Genomic DNA, 16,551 nt, shown 5'->3' on the forward strand with positions numbered 1-16,551 from the left:
TGTGAATTGGGAGCGGCTTCATGGCCAAGGACCTTGACATCACATACCAGGACATGCGCGACGCGGCCAAGCATGTCGTCAAGGAGAAGGAGAGGCTCCAGGAGAAGCTGGAGGGCCTCCGCAAGTACATCAACAACCTCGTCCAGTCCGGCTACGTCACCAAGTCCTCCTCCAAGGCCTTCGACGAGAACTTCGACGAGTTCGTCCGCGGCACCAAGGACACCCTGGACGGCCTCGACGGCATGGGCGACTACCTGACCACCGCCGCCGACAAGTTCGAGCAGATCGATGACGAGCTGGCGAAGGCGGCGCGGAGCAAGTGACCGCACCGTTACGGCCGCCCGGTGCGGCAGCGCAGGCTGCACGCACCGGGCGGCCGTCGGTTGCCGAAAGCGGGCTTCCGCGGCGGGTGGGTGCGCAGAGCGCTGGCAGGTGAGGTTTTGCGGGGCCCTCGACCGAAAGAAGCCAGTGTCGCGTCGATGGACGCCTGTCGTGAGCGGATATATGAAACGGCCGGACCGCAGGGGAGTCTGATCTCGGGGACCTCGCCCTGACCGGGCGCACTCGAAGTGCCTGTCGCTGCATGAACGGGACTGAACCGAGCCTGGTCGGCCGTATCCCGCAGGGAGACGGACGTCACCTCTGCCCCGTGCTCATCGGGTAGCAGCTTCGTCGGGCAGCTTGAACCGCCGCGTCGGCATGGCTCTTCGGTGCAGGTGGCGTGGGCAGGGTGAGCAGACGTCTCGAGACGATTCAGCCATGATCGCGTGAGCCGGACATTCTCAGCGATACAGCCACCATTGGCGAAAAATCCCCCCTCCTGTTCCTGCCAGCAGAATCCCCAGGAGCGTAAATCGCCCCAATGGCGTGGTCGCCAAGAGCCAAATGCCGCCGAGCAGGCACAGGAGCCCGCCGACGAACATCAGGACCTTATAGGCATTCTCAGGGATGCTTCCAGGAGGAATCCAAGGCATTACGTTCACCTTCAGGCCGGCACAAGCAGTGGTCCGAGCCAAGCATTACTAGGCAGCTGAGTCTTCATCCGGGGTGGGCGGGACATAGTCATTGTGGCGCAAAACGATAGAGTGAGCCAAATCGTCTACCGCGTCTAGTGCCTGCAACACAGACGTCGGCGCGGGCGAACCCGTGATGATGACCACGTATTCCCCGTGCTCTTCGCTACGCCATGCGTAGCGAAGGCTCGAGATGACGGTGTTGCTCTCGTCATCGACCGAATAGCGAAGAACGCGCAAACCCTTCCCCAGTGAATCGGTCGCAAATTCCTCGACGATCGGCTTCTCGATGGCCCCTTCACCGTCCGCAAGGGTAACCCGCCGCAGCTCACAGTCCTTCTCGCTTTCCGAGGGGAAGTGGCTCACGAAAACGGGCAGCGGAAGACTTGACGGGCTGGGGAGGTGCAACAGGACTTCGAACCCGGGGAACATCTTGGGGTAGCGCTCAACGCAGGCCATCAAAGTGTCGGCCAACAGCTCGACCCCGCCATCTCCGGGATCTTCGTCCGACTCGTCCCACCACAGCTCAGCTGTTTCAGTTGCCCATTCCTGGGGCGTGCGCGTGTCGTCGTCCTCCCAAGGCTCCACTGCCCCAATCGTCCAGCGCGGAGGGATCTCCAGCCAGATATCCACATCGTACGCAATATCGAGCCAGCTCATTCAGTGCTCCAGTGGAAGGTGGACACAATTGCGTCAAACAGAGAGACGGTAGCATCGGAAAGCTCATCGCGGGGATCGCCGCCGCCCATGGTTGAGAAGGAAATGGTGAGCCATCTACCAGGATTGCCGGGGATGGCGGCCACATAATCCACGCGCCTCGAAGCCAGCTCAATCTCTTCCTGGGAGTCGGCGTCAACGACCAGCTCCCGCCTGACACCGGGGGCCTCACCCACCTCGGCTGGCCTGTAAGCCGAGCCTGAAGTCATTCCATCCAGAAATCTCCCAGGATGATCCCCTTCGAAAGTGATTTCACCCACTACAAAGGATGCGGCAACCGGAGTCCCTCCCGGGGCCATTATCGGCAGGTAGAAGTCCAACCCGCCACTCTTGCGAGCGTTGCTCACGCCTTTGTTGAGGCGCCGTTCGACTTCCAGGCGATACCGTGTGGCCAAATCTCGTGGGAAGTTCCTCGGGAGCTGTTTGACCGCAGTGTCGACGATCTCTCGCACTGCCGCTTCTCGATCCCTCTTGCGTCGCAGTGGAATCCGCTTCCAACTCGGCGGAAGAATCAAAGAGTAGCCGACGGCCATGCTTTGCTCGACGTCTCTGGACGCGGTCTTGGGGATGGGGTCAGAACGATCCGGTTCCACAGTGTTCCTCAACGATTGCAGAAGTACGATCCGGCGTGGTGGCTCTCACCACCCAGACCCTTGCTGCACCACGAACTGCTCCTTCGTCTCGTTGTAGCCCTCGACATAGGGCTTGCCTTCCCAGACGTCGCTGGTTCCCAGCGCTTTGTCCGTCAGGTCGGCGCCGAGCCCAGCACCAAAGGCGACACGAAACCGATCACGATACACTTCAGCAGCTTGGCTTGCTTTCAAAACCTCGGGAGAATCGGGGTGGTTCGCCCGCATCCGCTGGATGTCCTTGTAGTGCCGAGCAAATTCCTTGTCTCCACCGGATCCGGCCAAGTCCCGCCGACCGGCATCTGGCAACTCCCGGCTGCGCTCAGCGGCCCGAGCCTCATTACGCGCGGCATTCTTCTGCTTCTGTGCGGCGTATCGGGCCATCTCTGCCCCCCTACGCTTCCGCTTGCTTGTCGTTCGCTTCCGCGCCTGCCGGTCGGCTCTCCTGATCGCATCGTCGATCTTGTTGTTGTTCTCGGCGCCTTTGCTGGCTCTCGCGGCTTTCCCGGCTGCTTTGGTAGAGGCTCTTCTGGTGAGTGCCTGCACAGACTTCAGGCCCTTCAGGGCCTTAGCCCCCAGTCCCATGGTGAGGAGGGAGAATGCATCCGTGGCTACGTCCATCCATGACCCGTCCCCTGTGATGGCGAGCAGGAGATGGCCGGCCATGACCAGAGCGGTGGCGATAGTTGCGATCATGGCAACCCAGCCAACAGGTGTGACGAGGAGGGCAACGATGCCGATCAGCGTGGCCGTCCAGCTCAGTACATCGATGGCAATCTTGACATAATCGACGACGCTTTCCCACCACGAGTCCTTGATGATATCGTGGATTTCGTCGCTGATTTCTCCCGCATAGTAGCTCGCGCGCTCGTCGCGATCACCTTTCACCGTCTCAAGCTGCTTACGGTAGCTTTCGTAAGGGTCGCTCTCGGTCGAGTGTGAACTTTTACTGTCGGCGGAGTCCTCCTTCTTTTTCGCCGCCTCGACTTCCTCTTCTTCTTTCTTGGCTCTGGCTAGGATCTTGTCTGCTTCGCCTTGATAGAATTCCAGATCGTTGGCCCAGTTGGACAGGTGCACGTGGACGCGTTCATAGCGGCTGGCCACTTCTCGCAGGTGCTTTTCGAGTTCCTCGGACTCCTCGCGCAGCTTGCCCGCATACTTGCCTTTCAGCTCATTGTCATCTTTGATCGCGCGAAGATCGCGAGCCTGATCCCGAAGTGACGAGGCCACACTCTTCATGTGCTTCACTTCGTCGCGGATCTCTTCAGCGTCTCCGGGAACCGGATCAGAGTCAGCAAGAGGGTGCCAGTCCCGCGGGCGAGGCTTGGAAGCGGCGCTCATTTCTTTTTCGCCGCCTTCCTGAGTTCTTTGGCAAGCTCGGCATCGAGTCCGGTGAATCCGTCGACCGTGGAGGTGACGAGTTTGCCGACGTTTTCGACACCTTCGATCATCTTTTCGCGGTACTTTTCCCAGTTGTCCACGAAATCGTCCATGACATCCGCTATTTTTCCGCTCCCCCAGTAGGGGCGCATGTCATCCTTGCGATTGCCGATATTCTCGAGCTCTTTCTTGATGTTCTTGAGTCGCGATTCTGACTCCACGAGCAGATCGACGTTCACGATGAGGTCGGAGTCTTCCGCCATGGCCGCCGTTGGTTCCTTTCTGCTCTCTGGCTGCTGCAATGCCTGCGATGCGACCGCCTCAGCGGTTGACGGACTGGATCTCCTGGACGACGACGGCTTGTTCGTTGCCGAACGTGCCGTTGGGCATGTCACCGCCCGCGCCGCCCGTGCCGGTCCAGGTGATCTTCCAGGTGATGGTCGCCCGCAGCTTGTAGGAGCCGTTGCCGGAGGAGCGCAGGTAGCGCAGGCCGCAGGGTGGGGTCTGGTCGGCCTTGCCCTTGGCGTAGGGCTCGCCGATGGAGTCGTCGGCGTTGAGGGCGCATTCGCCGGAGGCGGGGTAGGTGTCGGCGTCCTCGGTGCCGGGCTCCAGCTTGAGGGCGACCGGCCTGGCGGTGGTGGTGGCCTGGATGTTGTAGCCGGGGACGTTGAGGGCTGCCGTCGCCTGGACCTCGTCGAAGACGGCTCGGTCGAGCCAGGCCCAGGTCGGCAGGTTCACCTTGGTGGTGCCCTCGGGGGCGAGGGTGACCTTGGTGGCGGGCAGCTGCATGTGCTGGTAGGCCAGGGCCGCGAGTATCTCCGGGTTGATCGCTTCCTCGTACTGCGGCGGCGGGGCCTCGCCGTTGTCGACCCAGAACGGGAGGTCGTTGCAGGAGCTGCGCTTGAGGACGTCCGGCTCGTCCGGGTTCTCGACGGCGGCCCAGAACATCCCCTCGCCGTCCTTGTCGACGTTGTAGTCCTTGTAGCCGGGGGTGTCCGTCCAGCCGTACGCGTCCTCGTAGTGCCGCTTCAGCTCACTGAGCGCCGCTCCCGCGGTGCCGCCGATGCCAGGGGTCTTCAGCTGGCTGTCGATGCTCCTGGACATCCGCTCCTTGAAGTCCTTGGCACCGAGGAACGGGGCGTACCAGCAGGGTGGTGGAGCCCAGTTGACGTCCGCGGACGTGATGTTGCCCTTGCCGCCGCCCTTGGCTACGGAGCCGGAGTAGGTGATGCGGGCGGTGGCGTAGATACCCGTGCCGTCACCGCCGCCGGTCGTCTCCGTGCCGCCGCCCTTGCCGTAGTCCACCGGCTCCGCGGCGGCGTCGGGCGTCGCGAGGATCAGAGAGCCGACCGCGAGGGTGAACGCAGCGGTGCCGGTACCGAGGACGGTGCGTCGGGATCGGTTCACTGGCACTGCGCGGCTCCCGTCTCGACGAAGACCTTGGATGCCTGCCAGATCCCCTCACCAGTGGGGAACTTCACCATGATGATCTTGTAGTGCCCGAAGTCCTTCGGGCTGGGATCGGTCTTCAGGACCTTCCCCGTTTTGACCTCTTTGCCGTAGAACTTTCCGGTGTCAGCGCAGAACGACACCTCCACCGATGAGCCGTTCGGGGTGGACCGAGTGGTGGCGTCGTAGTGACGGCGGGTCCCGGTGGCGGTCCAGCCGCCCTTGAGCCATTCGTTGATCTGCACCTCGCCGTAGTGCAACGCGTCGCCTGTGGCGTAGGTGGTGAGGGCCGCGTCCTTGGTCGTTCGCTTGTCGACACCTCGGTAGATGGCGCGCAGGAAGTTCGCTGCGTCATCCATCGCCGCCGCCTCGTTCTCGTCCGCCGGCCTCTCCCAGTCGAAGACCAGGTTCATGTCCTTGGGCAGCGAAACGTCGACGCCGTCCGGCTTGTCCGACGCCGGGGCTCCCGAGGGCTCCGCCGACTTCGACGGCTTCTCCGTCGGCTGCTCGGCTCCGGCGATCTTGTCGTTGGCTTCGGACTTGTCGTCTCCGTTTCCGCAGGCGGTCAGCAGTAGTGCTGTGGATGCCGCGAGCGCGACAGCAACGGGCAAAGTGCGGCGCTTCACAGTGGACTCCCCGTGAGACAGAAGTTCAGTCAAGAGCTCAGACGCTATCGGTGTGGTTCTCGGTTTCGCCAGCGCGAACGCCTCCCGGTGCGAAGCTGGTTGCCGGGCATACGGGGTCCCGGCCCAGCTCGTCAGTCACCGACGGCAGACTGGCGGAGCGCGTACATGTGGAGTTCTCCACGCAGATCTTCCGTCTCGACGCGCAGCCGGGAGCCGTCCTTGAACCGGATCAGCAGCATCCGGGTCTCGAACTCGCCGAGGAATGGGTCGAAGAGGCTCGCCTCGTCGGCCGGGATCCGCGCCACTACCTGCAGGTGCTTCTCCCGCCCCACGCTGACGCGCTGCGGCGGGGCCGCCAGGACGATGCCCTCCGGGGTCGCCAGCAGCAGCCGCTGGTGGTGGGTGGAGTGGGTGTACCAGCGGAGCAGGAACTGCCCCGCCAGCCCCTGCCAGTGCCCGTCGAAGACCGTGTCCAGCCCATGCTGGGCGACGATGGCCTCCCGGCGAGCCTTCTCGTCCTGCCGCTTGGCGCGCAGCCGCTCCTTCTCGTCCTTGGGATCGAGGAATCGCATGAACGCGTCTTCGGCCTTCGCCAGAAGCTCGAAGAACATGATGAGAGGTATGAAGGGCGCCCCGAGCGCCGCACCGAGCATGCCCAGGGGTGGCATCCTTGCGGGTCTCAGACGGGGGTTCCCCGCGGCCTCGAGGACCTCCGCGGGGGGCTGCGGGATCTTGTCGACCGAGCACCAGTCCCCTGCCTCGGCCCGAACGCCGAGCCGCTCCGCGGTCACGCGCTGCTTGCCCCTACGTGTCACGTCAAGACTCTCCGACCTCAAGGGATGAAAACTGCAAGGGACTTGGCCAGTGCCTCCACGTCGTCCGAGGCAGCGATGACTCGGGCGATATCGTCGGTGGCTGTCCAGATGACGACGTCCGCCCCGTGCTCGGCCAGCTGCCAGGCGTAGCGGACGCAGGCGAGCACATGCGGTGAACTGTCCTGGGCGACGTAGCGGAATGTCGTCGTGCCCTTGCCAAGGCGCTCCGAATGGAAAGGCTTGACGACGGGTGGCTCCACTGCGTTGGGGTCGTCCGCCATCGTCAGCGCGCGCAGAGTCTCTTCTCGGGGAGCTGATGCTGGCCCGATCGCCGCACAGACGGGAAGCGGAGTGTCCGTGGGGTGGTCGAGATGCAGGAACAGCCAATGGTCCGAGCCGGGGGGACAGAAGGCCTCGGCACACCGGGCCAGCGTCTCACCCACGAACTCCACGCCGTTCACCCCAGGGTCGAGATCACGATCTGCCCAGATGTCCTCTGCGTAGTCCCGGCACCAGGCCTGTATGTCGTCCCATGCCTCGAAGGGGGCTGACGGGCCCGACCGCGGCGGAATGATCGCCCACGGGTAGGCGTCGACGTACTCGATATCGAGGACGGGCCAGAACCAGTCCGTCATCCACGCCTCCATCGGAACGTCGTCATGACCGCGTCGAACCACTCAACCAATGCCTCGGACAGGTCGTCGCGGGGATCGCCCGCGCCGACGGTTGAGAAGGCGGCCACGAACCAACGGTCCGGGTCGCCCGGGACGGCCATGATGTACTCGACCCGCCTGGATGCGAGTTCGACGCCAGGTCCGGAAGCCGCCACGTGCTCGCGCCGTACGGCCAATGCACCGTCGATCTCGCCTGAGCTGAGGTCGGCTTGCTCAACGCCGTCTCTGGACAGTAGTTGTACGGCCAGCTCTGTCGGATCGGTTGCTGCCCGTCCCCGGTCAGGCAGAAGAGTTTCGGACACCAAGATCGAGGCGCCCAGATTGAAGGAACCGTCGGCCACCGGCTTGACCGGCAGATAGAGGTCGAGCGCATTCGTTTCCTGGGCTTGCGTGACGGCCTTTCGGAATCGGCGTGCCAGTTCCCGCTTGTAGGGGCCGACCTTGTCCGGAGGTGCATCCTTGGGGATACGCGTGTAAGCGTCTTCGAGGATGCTGTCGACGGCCTCATCCGTGCCATGACGCAGGGGCACTTGTGCCCACTGGTCAGGGAGAAGCATGCGATAGCCGGTTGCGGGCAGGGCGAGTTCGGAGCGTGAGCCGGCATGTTCAACGGGCATCGGCGGGCTCCCTGCGGTTCAGGCGGTGCATCCCCGCGAATCCGGCGAGTCCAGCGGCTACAGCGATCCAGAGAATCCATTCGCCCTGGAAGACGGCGAAAGCCAGGGCCCATAGAAGGTAGAAGGCGAGGAAGATCTTCAGGTACGTGCGCTCACCGGAGAGAGTCTCCCAGTCGTCGGGGCGCCGGGCCAGGTAGACGAGAAGCACAGGGCTGACAGAGCACAGGGACCACTCCCACGTGGGCATGGGGAGCAGTTCGCTGTCGAAGACATCCTTCGTGAACGGACCGGCCAGCACACGAAGCACAGCCAGAATGAAGATCACCTTGGTTGCGGCCATTCCGTAGTACAACCGTCGTGTGCGCGCGGCGGAATCGTTCGCGTTCTGGAACGGGTCGGCGTCGGTCATGAGCGGGCGGTCCTTCACCATTGCGATCCTACGGGGGCCGTCATACGACCCTTCATTCTGCTGTAGCCGTCATCCGTGAGGGAGTCCGCACTCTTGTCCGCGGTGTCGAGTCCCGTGGCAACGGCCCAAGACCCCTGGACGACATCCTTGTGGCGCTCGGCCTGAGCGGCATTGCCGGCGAGCGTGGGATTGTCCGGGTAGGCGTCCCGCCACTTCTTGATGTCCTTCATCTGCTGGGCGAGGGCCTTGTCACCCAGGACTCCCACCTTTTCCTGTGTGGTGATCTGAGGCATCTCGGCGTCGCGTACCTCATTGGACGCCCGCTTGCCCACCGCGCGGTTCTCTGCCTCCATGCGCAGCCGCCTGCCGCGAGCGTTCGCCCGATTCCTGCCGGACGTGCCGCCGCGCTTCCGCTCAGCCCTCGCGGCTGTCTTGCGCGCACCAGCGTTCGACTGCGCTGCCCGCGCGGCGGCCTTGTCCTTCGCCAAGCCCGCTGCGGTCTTTCGGGAGCTTTCCTGCAGGGCCTTGACGGCTTTGGCTGCCTTAATGCCATTTCGGGCCATTTTCACAGCCCCGATGTCCATGATGACGTCGAACCAGGAACCATTGCCGGTAATCGCCTGACCCAAGTGGATCAAAGCTACGGCGCCAGTGAGGACGAGCGCCACAGGGCCGAGGAAGGGGAAGAACATGGCTGCGAAACCCACAATGGTCGCCGCCCAGCTGAGGGCATCAGCCAGGTCGCCCAGCCACTCCGCATCGGCTACCCAGGCCTTGATGTCGTTCCAAACGCTGTCTTTCATGTCGTCATTGATCGACGACCGGATCTTGCCGGCGAAGTGGCCGGCGCGTTCCTGGTAGTCGCCCGTGACGGTGTTCAGCCGTCTACGAGCGTCCTCCAGATCCTCTTTCGCCTGCTTCAGGGCGGGGTCGTCCCCTCGGGACGCGCTGTCGTCCCCGTTCTTCCGCTTGTTGTCTGCCGTCTTTTCCTTCGGCTTGGCGTCGTGGGTGTCGATCACATGCTGGGCGTTCTTGGCGTCATGGAGTGCGCTGTCTGCCTTTTTCTGGAATTCTTCCAGTTCGTCCGCCCAGCTGGACAGGTGACCCTTGACTTCTCGGTACCGGTCCTCCGCCTCGTCCAGCTTACGACCCAGGCCGCGGGCCTCCTCGCCCAGCTTCTCGGCGTACTGGCCCTTGAGGTCATCGGCATCCGCCATCGCGTTGAGAGCTGCGGCCTGTGTCCGCAGATAATGGGCGATCAGCTTCATGTGATCGACTTGATCGCGGATCTTTTCCGGATCGCCCGGTACGGGGTCGTTCTCGCAGAGTGGATGCCAGTCCCTGGGTCGTGCCATTGAATCCCCCGGAGATTCTGATGGGCGGTGTGCTGCGCCTACTTCTTCTTGTTCGCCTTCGCCAAGTCGTCGTCCAACCCCTTGAAGGCGTCTCTGGTCCCTTCCACCAGCTTCCCTACGGTTTCGAGGGACTCGAGCAAGCGCTTGCGATTCTTGTCCCAGTTGTCGACGAAGTCCTCCATCGCATCCTTGATCTGTGGAGCACCCACCACCGATGTGATGTCGTCCTTCCACTCGCCGAGTTCGGTGAACTCGCGCCTGATCTCACCTAGTTGTTTGGCCGATTCGTCCAACAGGTCAAAGTCGACGGTCAAGTCCGACATCGATCTACCTTCTGCCTCAGCGGTTGACCGACTGGATCTCCTGGACGACGACGGCCTGTTCGTTGCCGAACGTGCCGTTGGGCATGTCACCGCCCGCGCCGCCCGTGCCGGTCCAGGTGATCTCCCAGGTGATGGTCGCCCGCAGCTGGTAGGAGCCGTTGCCGGAGGAGCGCAGGTAGCGCAGGCCGCAGGGCGGGGTCCGGTCGGCCTTGCCCTTGGCGTAGGGCTCGCCGATGGAGTCGTCCGGGTTCAGGGCGCACTCACCGGACGCCGGGTAGGTGTCGGCGTCCTCGGTGCCGGGCTCCAGCTTGAGGGCGACCGGCTTGGCCGTCGTCGTGGCCTGGATGTTGAGGCCGGGGACGTTCAGGGCCGCCGTCGCCCGGACCTCGTCGAAGACGGCCCGGTCGAGCCAGGCCCAGGTCGGCAGGTTCACCTTGGTGGTGCCCTCGGGGGCGAGGGTGACCTCGGTGGCGGGCAGCTGCATGTGCTGGTAGGCCAGCGCCGCGAGTATCTCGGGAGTGATGGCCTCCTCGTACTGCGGCGGCGGGGCCTCGCCGTTCTCGACCCAGAACGGTAGGTCGTTGCAGGAGCTGCGCTTGAGGACGTCGGGCTCGTCGGGGTTCTCGACGGCGGCCCAGAACATGCCCTCGCCGTCCTTGTCGACGTTGTAGTCCTTGTAGCCGGGGGTGTCGGTCCAGCTGTACTCGTCCTCGTAGTGCCGCTTCAGCTCACCGAGCGCCGCACCCGCGGTGCCGCCGATGCCAGGGGTCTTCATCTGGCTGTCGATGCTCTTGGACATCCGCTCCTTGAAGTCCTTGGCACCGAGGAACGGGGCGTACCAGCACGGCGGAGGAGCCCAGTTGACGTCCGTCGACGTGATGTTGCCCTTGCCTCCGCCCTTGGCTACGGCTCCGGTGTACGTGATGCGGGCGGTGGCGTAGATGCCGGACTTGTCGCTGCCGCCCTGCTGAACCGTGCCGGCTCCCTGGCCGTTGCTTGTCGGTTCCGCGCCGAAGGCCGGTTCCGCGACGAGGAGGAAGCCAAGGGCGAGTGGCAGGGCCGCCAGGCCGGTACGCAGTGGCGCGTTCACTGGCACTTCTCCGCCTCCGTCTCGACGAACACCTTGGACGCCTGCCAGAGGCTCTCGCGTGAGGGGAACTTGGTCATCACGAGCTTGAAGTAGTCGTAGTCCGCGATGCTGGGCTCGGTCTTCAGGACCTTCCCGGTCTTGACCTCTTTGCCGTAGAACTTGCTCGAGTCCACGCAGAACGCGACCTCCACGGCGTTGCCGTTCGGGGCCGAGCGAGTGGTCGCCTGGTAGTGGCGTCGGGTGCCGGTGGCCGTCCAGCCGCCGTCGAGCCTGCTCTCGATCTGGGTCTTCGCGTAGTGAAGCCCATCACCGGTGGCGTACGTGGCGACGGCCGGGTCGGTGGACGTGCGCTTGTCCACGCCGCGGTAGATGGCACGGAAGAGGTTCGCGGCGTCATCCATCGCCGCCGCCTCGTTCGCGTCCGCCGGCCTCTCCCAGTCGAAGACCAGCTTCATGTCCTTGGGCAGCGACACGTCGACGCCGTCCGGTTTGTCCGAGGCGGGGGCTCCCGAGGGCGCCGCCGACTTCGACGGCTTCTCCGTCGGCTGCTCGGCTCCGGCGATCTTGTCGTTCGCTTCGGACTTGTCGTCCCCGCTTCCGCAGGCGGTCAGCAGCAGTGCGGTGGATGCCGCGAGCGCGACAGCAACGGGCAAAGTGCGGCGCTTCACAGTGGACTCCCCGTGAGACAGAAGTTAAGTCAAGAGCTCAGACGCTATCGGTGCGGTTCTCGGTTTCGCCAGCGCGAACTACCCTGCAAGGAGGGCGAATCCGGGCATACGAGATATCGAAGCGTGGCCACTCAACGGGTGTAGGCGCGTCCCCCGCGGTTCAGGTGGTGCATTCCCGTGACTCCGGCAAGATCGACGACGGACCGGGACCCTGCGCCATTACGACATGGCCACGCGGTCCGCCCCGAGCGGCGACTCCGTGGAGGTGGCGTTCTGTGCCGACGCAGGCGGTCCAGCCGCCGTCGATCCAGGCGTCGATCTGCGTCTTCGCGTAGTGCAGCCCCTCGCCGGTGGCGTACGTGGTGACGGCCGGGTCGGAGGACGTGCGCTTGGCCACGCCCCGGTAGACGGCACGGAAGAAGTTCGCGGCGTCCTCCGTCGCCGCCGTCTCGTCCGCGTCCGCCGGCCTCTTCCAGTCGAAGACCAGGTTCATGTCCTTGGGCAGCGACACGTCGACGCCGTCGGGCTCGTCCGACGCCGGGGCTCCTGAGGGCTCCGGGGACCTCGACGGCGTCTCCGTCGGGTGTTCCGCTGCGGCGATCTCGTCGTTCGCCTCGGACCTGTCAGGACCTGTCAGCTCCGCCGCACGCGGTCAGCAGCAGTGCTGCCGACGTCGCGAGTGCGACAGCGACGGGCAGAGCGCGGCGCCTCACAGTGGACTCCCCGTGAGACTTCGGTTAAGCAAGGGCACCGACGGTATCGGTGTGTTTCTCGGTTTCGCCAGCGCGAACCGTTGTGCACGTAGCGGAGATGGGGAGCCGGAGTGGCCGGGCTTGAGGGCGGGGACGTTCAGCTGCGTCGGGACGTGATCCGGTGGCTGTTGTTCAGCCTCGGGTGCGCCGGTGGTTCGGTGGGGCTGGCGTGGCTCGGGCCGGTCGTGCCGCTGCCCGGCCCGCTGCGGGGAGCCGCCGTGCTCCTTGCCTGGATCGTGTTGCCGCTGGCTTCCCTGCTGGTGCCGCTCCTGCTGCTGCGCAGGGTGCCGCGGAGGCGGCGCAAGGTGGCGTGGCAGCTCGTCGTGCCGGTCGTCGCGGGCGTGGCGTTGGGCATGCTCGGCACGGAAGCAGGCGACAAAGCCGCCCTGGCGGCGCGGGGCACATGGACGGTGGCCGAGGTCGTACGCGTGGAAGAGGCGAGGACCGACCACTGCGACCTGCGCACCGCCGAGGGGCGGGAGATATCACCCTCGCTCTCCGAGGGCGACGGCTGCGACGGCCCGATCGCGAAGGGGGACAGGCTTCGGGTCCGCTACGACCCCGCAGGTGTCGCCGGTCCCGCCGAGCGGGCGGACCGCACGTCGTACGGCGGGCTGATCACCGGCCTCTTCCTGGCAGCGGTGGTGATGGGCACCTGGGGAGGGGTGCGGCAGAACCGCTGGGACCGGGAGTACGCCGGCTGAGGAGGATTCGGAGGCCTCGCTCGGAATGGTGAACCGCCCTGTGGCGGCGGCCATCCCTTCGTGAGCGATTCGTGCAGGCCTCATGGCCGGCCCGTGACGAACCCCGCGTCGGCTCCGTCACAGCCCTGTGCGCGGACGGTGTGGGAACGGCAACAGATTCGCTGGCGCACAGGACGGCGGACGCCGTCGCGCCTTATGCAAGAGGGGTGGGTGGGCGCCGGATTGCAGAGGAAGAACGGCATGTCGGGGGTGGCTCAGGGGGTTGGGGGTGCCTTGAGGGGCTTATGGGCGGCTGATACGGTGCCATGGCTTGACACTCACCCCAGTGCCGAATACCCGCGCAGGGCGCGGACGGTAAGCGCGAAGACGAGTGAAGTGTCCCGAAGTGCAAAGAATTTGGCAGACAACGTCTTGGGTGTACGGGGAGCGGTTGCGTGAAGATCCAAGAGCGTACGGGGGTGGGCGCCGGTCGTTCCGCCGCTCCGGCTCAGCCGTCGGTCGGTGACCGGCTTCCCACGCCGCCTCGCGAGCGCAAACCCGCACTGGCCGCGCTCGCCGTGCTGCTGATCCTCGTCGGCGCGCTGGGCGCGACGATGCTGGTGCTGCGGGCGGGGGACCGGATCGAGGTCGTGAAGGTGACCGGCGAGATCCAGGCCGGCGAGTCCGTCTCCGACAAGAACGTGACCTCCGTCATGGTCGCCGAGGACCCCGGCATCAACTACATCCGCTGGGAACAGCTGGACACCCTGAAGAAGCTGAAGGCCAGGACGACCATCTACAGTGGCACCGTCGTCATCGGCGAGATGTTCACCTCCACCGAGAGCCTTCCCGCCGGCAAGGCCGCCGTCGGTGTGGCCCTGAAGGAGGGGCAGTACCCCACCGACATCAAGTCCGGTGACACCGTGGCCGTATACAACGTCGACGCACCTTCCGGCTCGAACGACGACGACACTTCCGGCGCGGCATCCTCGGGCGGTGGTCTGCTGGTCGACGACGCGACGGTGCAGAAGAAGGCCGAGAAGAGCGACTCCACCGTCTCCACCGGCAACCTCTCCCTCACGCTGCTCGTGGACGAGGCCGACGCCGCCGCCGTGACGAAGGCCGCGGCCGCCGGTGCGGTCGCCATCGTGCACGTCCCCAACAAGCAGTAAGGCGGGCAGCACAGCCATGGCGCTCATCGCTCTCGCCGCAGACAAGGGTTCCCCCGGCGTCACCACCGCGGCCGTCGCCCTCGCGGCGGTCTGGCCGCGCCGCGTCCTGCTGGCCGAGACGGACCCGGCCGGCGGTGATCTGGTGTACCGGTCGGCCGCCGCGCACGGCGGCCCGCTCAACCCGAACACCGGCATGCTGTCGATCGCGGCGACCGCCCGTCGCGGCCTCGTACCGGACCAACTCTGGGACCACGTACAGCCGTTGAGCGGCGGCCTCGAGGTGCTGGTCGGGCTGGGCATCGCAGAGCAGGCGGCCGGTCTGGCCGGGCTGTGGCCGACGCTCGGCCGCGCCTTCGCCTCGCTCGCGGACTCACCGAACGCGCCCGCCGACGTCATCGCCGACTGCGGACGCATCAGCGGCGACACCCCCGCCGTGGAACTGTTCCCGCACGCGGCGCTCGTCCTGCTGATCTCGCGCACCGAACCCGAGGCCATCGCGCGGGTACGCGACCGGGCCGCGGCCCTGTCCGCCAAGCTGCACGGCGGCACGCGCGGGGCCGCCGGCCTCGGCACGCCCCTCGTCGGGGTCGTCCTCGTCGCCGACCCGAGCAACGCGGGCAAGCTCGCCGGCCAGGTCAACGACATGCTGGTGCACGCGCAGACCGGCGCCCGGGTGGTCGGCACCATCGCCGACGACCCGGCCGGTGCCGAGCAGCTCGCCGGGCGCAAGCGCGGCCGGCTGGAGAAGTCGCTGCTCATCCGGAGCGCCCGCAAGGTCACCGCGGACCTGTACCAGCAGTACGGCGCCGCCTGGACCGTGCCCGGGCAGGCCCCGCAGGGAGCCGGCCGATGACCGCTGTCGACCACCAGCTGGTCAAGCGGTTCCGGCAGGAGGCCGGTGACCGTATCGCGGAACAGCGGCGGCAGGACCAGGTCGCCGGTGTCACGCCGATGTCCGGCGAGGACGAGCGGCACTACGCCCGCGCGGTCATAGCCCAGATCCTGGAGGAGCACGCCCGCCAGGAGATCAACGCCGGCCGTACGCCGCTGGACGCCGAGACCGAGGAGGCGTACGCGGCCGCCGTGCACGCCGCGCTGTTCGGCGTGGGCCGGCTCCAGCCGCTGCTGGACGACCCCGAGGTCGAGAACATCGACATCAACGGCTGCGACCAGGTGTTCGTCGGGTACGCCGACGGCCGTGAGGTGCGCGGCGAGCCGGTCGCGGAGACCGATGAGGAACTCATCGAGCTCATCCAGGTGCTGGGCGCCTACAGCGGTCTGTCGTCCCGCCCCTTCGACTCCGCCAACCCGCAGCTCGACCTGCGACTGCCCGACGGCTCGCGTCTGTCGGCGGTCATGGACGTCGCCCGCCGGCCCGCGCTGTCCATCCGCCGGGCCCGTATGGGCAAGGTCTTCATCTCCGACCTCGTCGGCAACGGCACGCTCACCCCGGAGATCGGCCACTTCCTCGCCTGCGCGGTCCGCGCGCGCAAGAACATCATGATCGCGGGCGCCACCAACGCCGGTAAGACCACGCTCCTGCGGGCCCTCGCCAACGAGATCCCGCCGCACGAGCGCCTCATCACCGTCGAGCGCGCACTGGAACTCGGACTGGACACCTTCCCCGAACTCCACCCCAACGTCGTGGCGTTCGAGGAGCGGCTGCCCAACTCCGAGGGTCAGGGCGCCATCTCCATGGCCGAGCTGGTGCGCCGGTCGCTGCGTATGAACCCCTCCCGGGTCATCGTCGGTGAGGTCCTCGGCGACGAGATCGTCACCATGCTCAACGCGATGTCCCAGGGCAACGACGGCTCGCTGTCCACGATCCACGCCAACAGCTCAAGCGAGGTCTTCAACCGCATCTCGACGTACGCCCTCCAGGCGTCGGAACGGCTGCCCATCGAGGCCAGCCAGATGCTGATCGCCGGCGCGGTCAACTTCGTGGTGTTCATCCAGCGCCGCAACGAATTCCAGAGCGGCGGCCGCCTCCAGCGCATGGTGACCTCCGTCCGCGAGGTCAACGGCGTCGACGGACGCGTGCTGTCCAGCGAGGTGTTCGCCGAGACGCCGGACGGCCGGGTCGTGCCGCACGCGCCGATCGCCTGCATCGAGGATCTGATCGCGCAGGGCTACCGGCCGAACGGCTCGTGGGGGTGACGTTTCACATGACCGAGAACCT

Annotated in this window: 20 protein-coding genes; 5 read left to right on the top strand and 15 right to left on the bottom strand. The window is 65.8% G+C overall.

Annotation, left to right across the window (positions count from 1 at the left end):
- Nucleotides 1–20 precede the first annotated feature (20 nt).
- The gene (locus tag ACIGXJ_RS25175) at nucleotides 21–323 is read left to right on the top strand and encodes a WXG100 family type VII secretion target (RefSeq protein WP_399649443.1); all 303 of its coding nucleotides are present in this window, start codon (nucleotides 21–23) and stop codon (nucleotides 321–323) included.
- 699 nt (nucleotides 324–1,022) lie between these two features.
- Here the strand turns inward: ACIGXJ_RS25175 and ACIGXJ_RS25180 are convergent.
- The 15 genes from ACIGXJ_RS25180 to ACIGXJ_RS25250 all read right to left on the bottom strand — a co-directional run bounded on the left by ACIGXJ_RS25180 (nucleotide 1,023) and on the right by ACIGXJ_RS25250 (nucleotide 12,276).
- Complete coding sequence (locus tag ACIGXJ_RS25180; protein ID WP_399649446.1) at nucleotides 1,023–1,673, bottom strand: hypothetical protein; 651 nt, start codon at nucleotides 1,671–1,673, stop codon at nucleotides 1,023–1,025.
- The gene (locus tag ACIGXJ_RS25185; RefSeq protein ID WP_399649449.1) at nucleotides 1,670–2,182 is read right to left on the bottom strand and encodes a hypothetical protein; all 513 of its coding nucleotides are present in this window, start codon (nucleotides 2,180–2,182) and stop codon (nucleotides 1,670–1,672) included. Before ACIGXJ_RS25185 ends, ACIGXJ_RS25180 begins: the two co-directional genes overlap by 4 nt.
- Nucleotides 2,183–2,368: 186 nt before the next feature.
- Nucleotides 2,369–3,700 carry a hypothetical protein gene (locus tag ACIGXJ_RS25190; RefSeq protein WP_399649451.1) on the bottom strand — a complete coding sequence of 444 codons (1,332 nt, stop codon included), beginning with the start codon at nucleotides 3,698–3,700 and terminating at the stop codon, nucleotides 2,369–2,371.
- Nucleotides 3,697–4,002, bottom strand: a complete 306-nt coding sequence (locus ACIGXJ_RS25195; protein ID WP_399649452.1) for a hypothetical protein — start codon at nucleotides 4,000–4,002, stop codon at nucleotides 3,697–3,699. The genes ACIGXJ_RS25190 and ACIGXJ_RS25195 overlap by 4 nt, the downstream gene beginning before the upstream one ends.
- A gap of 58 nt (nucleotides 4,003–4,060) precedes the next feature.
- Complete coding sequence (locus tag ACIGXJ_RS25200; protein ID WP_399649454.1) at nucleotides 4,061–5,146, bottom strand: hypothetical protein; 1,086 nt, start codon at nucleotides 5,144–5,146, stop codon at nucleotides 4,061–4,063.
- Entirely contained in the window at nucleotides 5,143–5,814 is a 672-nt protein-coding gene (locus ACIGXJ_RS25205; protein WP_399649457.1) for a hypothetical protein, read from the bottom strand. The genes ACIGXJ_RS25200 and ACIGXJ_RS25205 overlap by 4 nt, the downstream gene beginning before the upstream one ends.
- A gap of 131 nt (nucleotides 5,815–5,945) precedes the next feature.
- On the bottom strand, nucleotides 5,946–6,425 hold the full coding sequence (locus tag ACIGXJ_RS25210) for a hypothetical protein (RefSeq protein WP_399649459.1): 480 nt from the start codon (nucleotides 6,423–6,425) through the stop codon (nucleotides 5,946–5,948).
- 221 nt (nucleotides 6,426–6,646) lie between these two features.
- Nucleotides 6,647–7,264 carry a hypothetical protein gene (locus tag ACIGXJ_RS25215; RefSeq protein WP_399649462.1) on the bottom strand — a complete coding sequence of 206 codons (618 nt, stop codon included), beginning with the start codon at nucleotides 7,262–7,264 and terminating at the stop codon, nucleotides 6,647–6,649.
- Nucleotides 7,261–7,920 (bottom strand): hypothetical protein, encoded by a 660-nt coding sequence (locus tag ACIGXJ_RS25220; protein WP_399649464.1) that lies wholly within the window; start codon nucleotides 7,918–7,920, stop codon nucleotides 7,261–7,263. The genes ACIGXJ_RS25215 and ACIGXJ_RS25220 overlap by 4 nt, the downstream gene beginning before the upstream one ends.
- Nucleotides 7,910–8,329: a hypothetical protein gene (locus ACIGXJ_RS25225; protein WP_399649466.1), complete on the bottom strand. Its 420-nt coding sequence runs from the start codon at nucleotides 8,327–8,329 to the stop codon at nucleotides 7,910–7,912. Before ACIGXJ_RS25225 ends, ACIGXJ_RS25220 begins: the two co-directional genes overlap by 11 nt.
- A 14-nt stretch (nucleotides 8,330–8,343) precedes the next feature.
- Nucleotides 8,344–9,597 (bottom strand): hypothetical protein, encoded by a 1,254-nt coding sequence (locus ACIGXJ_RS25230; RefSeq protein ID WP_399649468.1) that lies wholly within the window; start codon nucleotides 9,595–9,597, stop codon nucleotides 8,344–8,346.
- 125 nt (nucleotides 9,598–9,722) lie between these two features.
- Complete coding sequence (locus ACIGXJ_RS25235) at nucleotides 9,723–10,007, bottom strand: hypothetical protein (RefSeq protein WP_399649471.1); 285 nt, start codon at nucleotides 10,005–10,007, stop codon at nucleotides 9,723–9,725.
- A gap of 16 nt (nucleotides 10,008–10,023) precedes the next feature.
- A complete protein-coding gene (locus ACIGXJ_RS25240) occupies nucleotides 10,024–11,103 on the bottom strand; it encodes a hypothetical protein (protein ID WP_399649473.1) in 1,080 nt (359 codons plus the stop codon).
- Complete coding sequence (locus ACIGXJ_RS25245; protein WP_399649476.1) at nucleotides 11,094–11,765, bottom strand: hypothetical protein; 672 nt, start codon at nucleotides 11,763–11,765, stop codon at nucleotides 11,094–11,096. Before ACIGXJ_RS25245 ends, ACIGXJ_RS25240 begins: the two co-directional genes overlap by 10 nt.
- Before the next feature lie 160 nt (nucleotides 11,766–11,925).
- Nucleotides 11,926–12,276 (bottom strand): hypothetical protein, encoded by a 351-nt coding sequence (locus ACIGXJ_RS25250; RefSeq protein ID WP_399649479.1) that lies wholly within the window; start codon nucleotides 12,274–12,276, stop codon nucleotides 11,926–11,928.
- A gap of 312 nt (nucleotides 12,277–12,588) precedes the next feature.
- On the opposite strand from ACIGXJ_RS25250, the gene ACIGXJ_RS25255 reads away from it, so the two are divergent.
- From ACIGXJ_RS25255 to ACIGXJ_RS25270, 4 genes are all read left to right on the top strand, one after another.
- The gene (locus tag ACIGXJ_RS25255) at nucleotides 12,589–13,221 is read left to right on the top strand and encodes a hypothetical protein (RefSeq protein ID WP_399649480.1); all 633 of its coding nucleotides are present in this window, start codon (nucleotides 12,589–12,591) and stop codon (nucleotides 13,219–13,221) included.
- A gap of 434 nt (nucleotides 13,222–13,655) precedes the next feature.
- A complete protein-coding gene (locus ACIGXJ_RS25260) occupies nucleotides 13,656–14,372 on the top strand; it encodes a hypothetical protein (protein ID WP_399649483.1) in 717 nt (238 codons plus the stop codon).
- Nucleotides 14,373–14,388: 16 nt separating this feature from the next.
- On the top strand, nucleotides 14,389–15,225 hold the full coding sequence (locus ACIGXJ_RS25265; RefSeq protein WP_399649486.1) for a hypothetical protein: 837 nt from the start codon (nucleotides 14,389–14,391) through the stop codon (nucleotides 15,223–15,225).
- On the top strand, nucleotides 15,222–16,529 hold the full coding sequence (locus ACIGXJ_RS25270) for a CpaF family protein (protein ID WP_399649488.1): 1,308 nt from the start codon (nucleotides 15,222–15,224) through the stop codon (nucleotides 16,527–16,529). The genes ACIGXJ_RS25265 and ACIGXJ_RS25270 overlap by 4 nt, the downstream gene beginning before the upstream one ends.
- Nucleotides 16,530–16,551 lie beyond the last annotated feature (22 nt).

The organism is Streptomyces sp. NPDC053367 (assembly GCF_044545925.1).
GTDB lineage: Bacteria > Actinomycetota > Actinomycetes > Streptomycetales > Streptomycetaceae > Streptomyces.